This is a genomic window from Thermomonas sp. (genome assembly GCF_025993755.1).
Lineage (GTDB): Bacteria > Pseudomonadota > Gammaproteobacteria > Xanthomonadales > Xanthomonadaceae > Thermomonas.
Map to the genome: position 1 here is coordinate 1 of NZ_JAMQHN010000170.1, position 8,295 is coordinate 8,295.

At 63.1% G+C, this 8,295-nt stretch carries 8 protein-coding genes; 4 read left to right on the forward strand and 4 right to left on the reverse strand.

Annotated elements, in window-relative coordinates:
* On the forward strand, positions 1-699 hold a 699-nt coding region (locus Q0X16_RS12480), incomplete at its 5' end, for a class I SAM-dependent methyltransferase (RefSeq protein ID WP_297834978.1).
* A 39-nt stretch (positions 700-738) separates the two neighbouring features.
* Here Q0X16_RS12480 and Q0X16_RS12485 read toward each other — a convergent pair.
* From Q0X16_RS12485 to Q0X16_RS12500, 4 genes are read right to left on the reverse strand one after another with little or no spacing between them, the layout of a single operon-like run.
* On the reverse strand, positions 739-1,578 hold the full coding sequence (locus Q0X16_RS12485) for a GNAT family N-acetyltransferase (RefSeq protein ID WP_297834981.1): 840 nt from the start codon (positions 1,576-1,578) through the stop codon (positions 739-741).
* Complete coding sequence (locus Q0X16_RS12490; RefSeq protein ID WP_297834983.1) at positions 1,571-2,707, reverse strand: glycosyltransferase; 1,137 nt, start codon at positions 2,705-2,707, stop codon at positions 1,571-1,573. The genes Q0X16_RS12485 and Q0X16_RS12490 overlap by 8 nt, the downstream gene beginning before the upstream one ends.
* Entirely contained in the window at positions 2,704-3,375 is a 672-nt protein-coding gene (locus tag Q0X16_RS12495; protein ID WP_297834985.1) for a class I SAM-dependent methyltransferase, read from the reverse strand. The genes Q0X16_RS12490 and Q0X16_RS12495 overlap by 4 nt, the downstream gene beginning before the upstream one ends.
* Complete coding sequence (locus tag Q0X16_RS12500; RefSeq protein ID WP_297834988.1) at positions 3,372-4,238, reverse strand: glycosyltransferase family 2 protein; 867 nt, start codon at positions 4,236-4,238, stop codon at positions 3,372-3,374. The genes Q0X16_RS12495 and Q0X16_RS12500 overlap by 4 nt, the downstream gene beginning before the upstream one ends.
* Before the next feature lie 129 nt (positions 4,239-4,367).
* On the opposite strand from Q0X16_RS12500, the gene pilB reads away from it, so the two are divergent.
* From pilB to Q0X16_RS12515, 3 genes are read left to right on the forward strand one after another with little or no spacing between them, the layout of a single operon-like run.
* Positions 4,368-6,098: a type IV-A pilus assembly ATPase PilB gene (pilB, locus tag Q0X16_RS12505; RefSeq protein ID WP_297834990.1), complete on the forward strand. Its 1,731-nt coding sequence runs from the start codon at positions 4,368-4,370 to the stop codon at positions 6,096-6,098.
* An 11-nt stretch (positions 6,099-6,109) separates the two neighbouring features.
* Positions 6,110-7,381, forward strand: coding sequence for a type II secretion system F family protein (locus tag Q0X16_RS12510; RefSeq protein WP_297834993.1), 1,272 nt, complete (start codon positions 6,110-6,112; stop codon positions 7,379-7,381).
* Between the two features lie 19 nt (positions 7,382-7,400).
* Positions 7,401-8,264: an A24 family peptidase gene (locus Q0X16_RS12515; protein WP_297834995.1), complete on the forward strand. Its 864-nt coding sequence runs from the start codon at positions 7,401-7,403 to the stop codon at positions 8,262-8,264.
* Positions 8,265-8,295 lie beyond the last annotated feature (31 nt).

Consider the following 8,295-nt stretch of genomic DNA (forward strand, 5'->3'; position numbering starts at 1 on the left):
GGTGACCCTGATGCTGCGGTCATCGATCCTAAGGATAGTCGCGGGCACAAGAACGCCTATTTGGCCCAGATTCGCGATATCGCAATTTATGAGAGCCTGGCAGATGCAGGGATACGCGCCGGCACGATCATGGATCTTGGATGCGGCTCGGGCAGTGCAACGCTTCCGTTACTCCGCGCAGGCCATCGCGTGCTGGGTCTGGATATTTCCGCAGGCTTGCTGCGTCATGCGCAACGCCGGTGTGACGGCATGGATTGCCTGTTTGTGCAGACCGACGGTGGGCTACCACCACTGTCGCCCGGAAAGCTCGACGCAGTCATCATCTACGGGGTTCTTTGCTATACGATCGATGACAATTCTGTCAAAGCGATCCTTGCACGAATCCGCGAAGCCCTGCGCCCTGACGCACCTCTCATCATGATTGAACAAGTAAGATCACGACGTCGACTGACTGAGGGCGGGTTCAAGGTGCAGCGCACTTTGGGGGAGTGGCACGAACTTCTCGACAGCAGTGGATTCAAGATCAAGTCGGCCACAATCCTGCGCCATGGACGCTTCCCTACCACTCCTCTCATTGCTGCAGGCATGGTTCCGCGAAGTGCATGGAATACGATCCAAAAACTGGAAAGCGCCGTGGCGGCAGTGACAGGTGTATTTCCCTGGGATTACGCGGAAGTCAGGTTCGTTGCAACGAGCTAGCATTACTCAGTACTCACGACATCGGCCAAACGTGGGCGCTCAACGTAGCTTCAGTCGACGCAACACACGCTCCGCCCGCATTGCAGCCGCGATCCCTCGCGCACGCCACAGGTTGAGTGCCACATCGCTGACCACCAACGGCTCGTCCACACCGCCCCACGCATGCTTGTAGGCACTCAGGCTGGCCTGCCCGAGAGGAGTTGGCAGAAAGTCGAATGAGCGAAGCCCTGCATCGCGGGCCTCACGCAGCATTGCCAGAAACAACTGGTCGGACGGATACAGGCCACGTGTTTCCGGATCATGTGCTCCGTGCAAATAGTAGCCGCGTGCCTCCCGGAACCCGACGCAAACGAACCCGCAGATCGCCCCTTCATGCTCGGCAACGATGGACGCATAGGGCGTGATCAGTTCGAAATAGCGTTCGGTATATCGTGCTGCACCGCCATGCCTTCGCACAGTGGCGAGATACAGCGCATGCAAACGCCGCCCGTCACCACTGACTCCCTTTCGAATAGAAAGCTCAGATCGTCTCTCACGGTTGGCTGCTCGACGCGGCTTTTCCCGCTGCCGCTCATTCCATCCCTGAAGATCTCCGATGACAATCGTGCCCAACGGGTGCACGGCGCGCGTTCGCGAATCTTCGCATGCGCATGGGGACTGCAGGCGAAGCATGTCGGCACGAAGATCTTTTGCGGCACGGATCACCGCGTCCAGATCCCGATTGCAATCACTACTGCCGATCGCGAAATCAGGATAGGCAATGCGAAACGGCCCTGCCCGGAAACAGGCAATCGAACCCCCTCCAAGCATATGCGATACGGTCGCACCAAGCCCTTCAACCAGAGCACGGTCCCAATGACTGGAAGACAGGTCAAGCATGGCCACTGACATCAGTCAAGAGCATTGAAACCATACCTTGCAAGGAAAAACGCTCGGCCATCTCCCGCAAACGAGTGGATTCGACGCGGGTTGCTAATCCTGTGCGAATCGCGTCGGCATATTCGACAGCATTTACTGACTGCGCCAACGTGCCGGTTCCTTGCGCGATCAGCGATGGTAGATCCCCCACCGGCATGGCAACCACCGACCGCCCCAGCTTGATCGCATCCGAAAACACCACCGGGATGCTTTCGATCCGCGACGGGATCAGCACCCAGTCCGCGCGCACGATGGCCGCCTCGGCCTCGGGCTTGGCAAGGTAGCCGCCCAGTTCAACAGGGCGGCCCGCCGCCTGCAGGGAGGCCACGCGCTCCCGCACCAGTCCATCCATGGGACCGCCACCCTGGATCTCGACCGCGTCGATGCGCGACCAATCCGCATCGGTCAGCTTGGCCAATGCCTCCAGCAGCAGATCGACCCCTTTGTTGGGGTGCCAGCGACCGAGGAACAGCAGCCGATACGGCGGCTGATTTCTGGGCGGCGGTGGATTGCACAGGGTGATCTTGCGCGTGCTGGGCAGAAACGCTACCGGCCTGCCCGCGATCCGCCGCGTGTCTTCCGCAAGCTTCAAACCGTCCGAATAGCAGGCGTCGGCGTCGCGCAGGACACGTCGCAACACCGAGCGCACCAGCGGGATGCGCCCCAGTGACCAGATATCGCTGCCCAGCGTCCACACCGCGTAGGGCAGCCCGCTGCGCCGCGCCGCGCGCCTTGCCCACAGCCCCGACGGCAGCGCCCACAGGGCGAGCATCTGCTTGCTCGGCCCGGCAGCAACCGCCGCATCGACCGCTCGCTGCCCGCCCCGCAGCACTTTCCAGATCCAGCGCAAATCGGACGGCCGCCACGGCTTCAAGGTGGACAGCGGGCGCCCGGGGGCCACATAGCGATGGATGGCGATGCATTCCGACCGCCACTCCACGGCATCCGCCGGCCCCGGCGCCACCACCCGGACCGGCAAGTGCAGGGCAAGCTCATCCACCAGGTCGGAGACAAACGAACCCGCCGCTTCGCTGCCATCGCCAGCGGCAGGGAACGAGGTCGAAATCAGAATCAACGCAGCCTCGGTCATGCGCGTTCCAGCTCCACGCAATGCCCCGCCGTCAGATGCGTCCAATCCGGCCAGAGACAGCCCAGCAGCCAAGCCGAAAGATTGATCGCCGGGATGCGGGAATGGCCCGCAACGACACCCCCCGCCAGAGCGAGGCAAAGCAGCAGCCCAGCGGTCCGAACCGCATGCAATGAACGCTGCAGCTTGACGACCCGCAGGCCGGCACGTCTGGCATCGCGCGCAAGCCCGAACTCGGTATAGCGCTGGAAGTCGTAGGGTGCGTCATGCAGTGGATACAGGAAGGGCATCGAAACCCAGGCCCGACCGCCAGGCTTCAATACCCGCGCGATCTCGCACAGAACCTGCTGCGGGTCCGGCACATGCTCGATGACTTCAAGGCAGGCCACCCCGTCAAACACCGCATCCGGAAACGGCAGCGCGACGGCATCGGCAAACACCGATGGACGCGCGCCGTAGAGCACACCGCCGGTCTGCGGATAGTCCAGCGCGACATAGCGCACGTCGTCCGTCAGCCGCCCTTCCAGCCAGCGGTCGGCCGCACCGACATCAAGCAGCATTCCCCGCGCCTGTGCAAGACCTTGCGGCACTGCACGCGCACCCAGCAGCCACTGCGGGTGCAAGGGCGTGCGGCGCAACAGGGCCGCAATGCGACGGATATGGCGCCTCATTCGTCACGCCGATAGGTCAGATTGGTGATCTGTTCCGACACCAGCCCGATCAGGAAAATAATCACCGCGGCGCTGAACAGCAGCGTGCTCATGTTGGTGAACTGGTGTCGGGTGGCAAAGGTGTATCCATACCACCCTGCCCCGGCGAGAAAGAAGGCCGCCGCTGTTGGTGCGAACAGCTTCAACGGTGAATACAGGCTCGCGATCTTGAAGATGATCAGCAGGAAGCGGATTCCATCTTTCAGCGGTCGGATATGGCTGCTGGTGCCGACACGCCTGGCCACCGGAATCGGCACATACGCAACCGGGTAGGCGCTGCGGAAGAACGCCATGGTACTGGTGGTGGGGTAGGAAAACCCGTTCGGCAGCAGGTGCAGGAATTCTCTGAACTTGTCGGCGCGGACGGCGCGGAAGCCCGAGGTCAGATCTTCCACCCTGTGCCCAGTCATCCAGCTGGCCAGCTTGTTGTAGAAGCCATTGGCGAGCCCTCGGGCGAAAGTGGCCTGGCCACTGGCGTTGCGTGCGCCAACAACCATGTCGTAACCCTCGTCGAGCTTGTCGAGCAACTGCTGGACATGCTCGGCGCTGTGCTGGCCGTCGGCGTCCATGAAGACCAGCACCTGCCCCGAGGCCGCACGGGCGCCACGCTTGATGGCAGCACCATTGCCCATGGAATAGTGGCTGCGCAAGATTTTCACGCCATGGCTGGCCGCGACAGACGCAGTATCGTCGCCGGAGCCGTCGTCCACGACGATGATCTCGGCTTCAGGGAAGCGCTGCCGCAGCCCGGGCAAAGTACGCCGCAAGCCCTCCGCCTCATTTTTTGCGGGAAGGATGATACTCAGCGACGTGGGCGAGGTCATTCAGGGAAGGTAGCCCGAACTGGATGCGGTGTGAAGTGCGGTTTGCATGGCCCGGGCCTGATGCGCAAGAGTTCGCATCCCGCCGCGATTGCGCTAAAGTCGGCAACAAGCAAAGGAGCGCCTACGCCAATGGCCACAGCCACCCCCGCCGCCAATCTGATGGGAATTACCGGCATCGCCCGGCGCCTGGTGCTGGACGGCGCCCTCGACGAGGCCGCCGCGCGCAAGGCCATGGACGCGGCCACGGCGGAAAAGCAGCCTTTGTCCTCCTATCTGGTCGAGCACCGGCTGGCCTCGTCCGCCGCCATTGCCGCCGCCAATTCGGTGGAGTTCGGGATGCCGTTGGTGGATGCGCTGGCGATCGACCCGGCGCAGTCGGGTATGGCGCTGGTCAAGGAAGACCTGCTGCGCAAGCACAATGTGCTGCCGCTGTACAAGCGCGGCAATCGGCTGTTCGTCGGCACCTCCGACCCGACCAACAACCACGCGCTGGAGGAACTCAAGTTCCATACCAACCTGACCGTCGAGCCGCTGCTGGTCGACGCCGACCAGATCAAGCGCTGCCTAGACTTGTGGCTTGAGGCGGCCGATGCCATGGCCGGCGACCTTGACGATTCGGAAGGGCTCGAAAACCTCGACGTGGGCAGCGGCGACGACGACCTCAGCAGCGAATCGGCGGCGGACACCGGAAGCGACGACACCCCGATTGTCAAATTCGTCAACAAGGCGCTGGTGGACGCGATCAAGAAGGGCGCCTCCGACATCCACTTCGAGCCCTATGAAACCGATTACCGCGTCCGCTACCGCATCGACGGCATCCTGCGAGTCGCCAAGAAAGCCCCGGTCAAGCTGAACGCCCGCATCGCCGCGCGCCTGAAGGTGATGTCGCAGCTCGACATCGCGGAAAAGCGCATCCCGCAGGACGGCCGCATCAAGCTCAACATCAGCAAGACCAAGCAAGTCGACTTCCGCGTCAGCACCCTGCCCACCCTGTTCGGCGAGAAGATCGTGCTGCGTATCCTCGACGGCAGCGCCGCCAAGATGGGCATCGACAAGCTCGGCTACGAGCCCGACCAGCAGAAACTCTTTCTGGACGCCATCCACAAGCCCTACGGCATGGTTCTGGTCACCGGTCCGACCGGCTCCGGCAAGACCGTGAGCCTGTACACCGCGCTGGGCATCCTGAACGACGAGACCCGCAACATCAGCACGGTCGAGGATCCGGTGGAAATCCGCCTGCCGGGCGTCAACCAGGTGCAGCAGAACGCCAAGCGCGGCATGACCTTCGCCGCCGCCCTGCGCAGCTTCCTGCGCCAGGATCCGGACGTGATCATGGTGGGCGAAATCCGCGACCTGGAAACTGCGGAAATCGCCGTGAAGGCGGCCCAGACCGGCCACATGGTGCTGTCCACCCTGCACACCAACGATGCGCCGCAGACCATCGCGCGCATGATGAACATGGGCATCGCGCCCTACAACATCACCAGTTCGGTCAACCTGGTCATCGCCCAGCGTCTGGTGCGCCGCCTGCACGACGGCTGCAAGCGCGCGGTGCCGCTGCCGGAGAACGCGCTGCTGGCCGAGGGCTTCACCGCCGACGAGGTCCACGAAGGCTTCACCGTGTACGAAGCCGTGGGCTGCCCCGACTGTACGGGCGGCTACAAGGGCCGGGCCGGCATCTACCAGGTGATGCCGATGACCGACGAAATCCAGCAAATCATCCTCGCTGGTGGTAATGTCCAGCAATTGACCGAGGCGTCCCTGCGCAGCGGTGTCCGCGATTTGCGGCGCTCTGCGCTCGACAAGGTGAAACAGGGGATCACCAGCCTCATCGAGATCAATCGCGTCACCAAGGACTGAAGGGGAACGCCATGTCCGCAGCACGCAGAGCCGCCGTCGCCAAATCCAGGGGCCGGGCCGAAGCCCGCCAGACGAACCAGGCCCAGGAGTTCGTATGGGTCGGCCGCGACAAGCGCGGGAAGGAAATGAAGGGCGAACAGCTCTCCCGCAGCGCCAACCTCTTGCGCGCTGAGTTGCGCAAGCAGGGCATCACGCCGACTTCGGTCAAGGCCAAACCCAAGCCCCTGTTCGGCGGCAGCGGCAAGAAGATCTCGGCGCGCGACATCGCCATCTTCAGCCGCCAGATCGCCACCATGATGAAATCCGGCGTGCCAATCGTGCAGGCGCTGGAAATCATCGCCCAGGGCAACAAGAACCCGAACATGAAGAAGATGGTCAACAGCCTTCGCAACGACATCGAAGGCGGCGCGTCCATTTACGAGGCCATGAGCCAGTTCCCGGTGCAATTCGACGACCTCTACCGCAACCTCGTGCGCGCCGGCGAAGCCTCCGGCGTGCTCGAAACCGTGCTGGAGACGATCGCCAACTACAAGGAAAACATCGAAAGCATCAAGGGCAAGGTCAAGAAGGCGCTTTTTTACCCGGCCGCGGTGATTGCGGTGGCGATCATCATCAGCGCGGTGCTGATGATCTTCGTGGTCCCGATGTTCAAGGAAGCCTTCTCGAGTTTCGGCGCCGACCTGCCCGCGTTCACCAATCTGGTGTTCGGCATCTCCGATTACGTGGTCAAGTATTTCTGGTTGATCGGCATCGTTCTTTTCGCGGCCGCTGCCGGTTTCATCTATGTCTACAAGCGCTCGGACAATCTGCGGCAGGCGGTTGACCGGACGATGCTGAAGATCCCCGTCATCGGCGAGCTCCTGCACAAATCCGCCATCGCGCGCTTTGCCCGCACCCTGGCCGTCACCTTCAAGGCCGGCGTGCCGCTGGTGGAAGCCCTCGACAGCGTGGCGGGCGCCACCGGCAGCCGCGTCTACGAAGTGGCCGTCCGCAAGATGCAGGAGGATGTCGCGGTCGGCTATCCCGTCAATGTGGCCATGAAGCAGGTCGGCCTGTTCCCGCACATGGTGGTGCAGATGACGGCGATCGGCGAGGAAGCCGGCGCGCTCGACACCATGCTGTTCAAGATCGCCGAGTTCTACGAGGAAGAGGTCAACAACACCGTGGACTCGCTGTCCAGCCTGATCGAACCGATGGTGATGGTGATCATCGGCGGCCTGGTGGGCTCGATCATCGTCGCGATGTACCTGCCGATCTTCAAGCTTGCCGCGACCGTGATGTAAGGGCGGAGCCGTTTCCTAAATGGCCTACCTCGACGCGCATCCCGGCCTCGGCTATCCCGCCGTGGCCGGGTTGGGTCTGCTGATCGGAAGTTTCCTCAACGTCGTCATCCTGCGTCTGCCGCCGCGGCTGGAATGGGGCTGGCGACGCGATGCGCGCGACATCCTCGAACAGACCGACCTCTACGAGCCGCCGCCGCCGGGGATCGTGGTCGAGCGCTCGCACTGCCCGCGCTGCAACCACCAGCTGGCCTGGTTCGAGAACATTCCGCTGCTGAGCTGGCTGGCCCTGCGCGGCAAGTGCCGTAGCTGCGGCAAGCCCATCTCGTTCCAGTACCCGCTGGTCGAACTGATCACCGGCCTGCTGTTCCTGGCCTGCGCCTGGCGCTTCGGATTCGGCTGGAAGTGCTTTGGCGCGCTGATTTTCACCGGTTACCTGATCGCGCTGTCGGGCATCGACCTGCGCACCAAACTGCTTCCGGACCAGCTGACCCTGCCCTTGATGTGGCTGGGGCTGGTGGCCGCCAGCGACAATCTCTACATGCCGACCAAACCGGCGCTGCTGGGCGCGATGGCCGGCTACATGAGCCTGTGGTCGGTGTACTGGGTGTTCAAGCAGCTCACCGGCAAGGAAGGCATGGGCCACGGGGATTTCAAGCTGCTGGCCGCGATCGGCGCCTGGGCCGGGCTGGCCGGCATCCTGCCCACGATCCTGCTGTCGTCCTTCCTGGGCGCGCTGATCGGTTCGCTGTGGCTGCTGGCGAAGGGCCGCGACAAGGCCACGCCGATTCCGTTCGGCCCGTATCTGGCGGTCGCCGGCTGGATCAGCTTCATGTGGGGCCCGAATCTGGTGGGATGGTATTTGCGGGTGTCGGGAATGGCCTGAAGCCGCTCCGCCCGGCAGCAAAGGGTTCGAC

Bases quoted from the DNA above. Each gene is read 5' to 3' on its own strand.
- Q0X16_RS12485 (WP_297834981.1), bottom strand. From the start codon at position 1,578: ATGCTTGACCTGTCTTCCAGTCATTGGGACCGTGCTCTGGTTGAAGGG.
- Q0X16_RS12490 (WP_297834983.1), bottom strand. From the start codon at position 2,707: ATGACCGAGGCTGCGTTGATTCTGATTTCGACCTCGTTCCCTGCCGCT.
- Q0X16_RS12495 (WP_297834985.1), bottom strand. From the start codon at position 3,375: ATGAGGCGCCATATCCGTCGCATTGCGGCCCTGTTGCGCCGCACGCCC.
- Q0X16_RS12500 (WP_297834988.1), bottom strand. From the start codon at position 4,238: ATGACCTCGCCCACGTCGCTGAGTATCATCCTTCCCGCAAAAAATGAG.
- pilB (WP_297834990.1), top strand. From the start codon at position 4,368: ATGGCCACAGCCACCCCCGCCGCCAATCTGATGGGAATTACCGGCATC.
- Q0X16_RS12510 (WP_297834993.1), top strand. From the start codon at position 6,110: ATGTCCGCAGCACGCAGAGCCGCCGTCGCCAAATCCAGGGGCCGGGCC.
- Q0X16_RS12515 (WP_297834995.1), top strand. From the start codon at position 7,401: ATGGCCTACCTCGACGCGCATCCCGGCCTCGGCTATCCCGCCGTGGCC.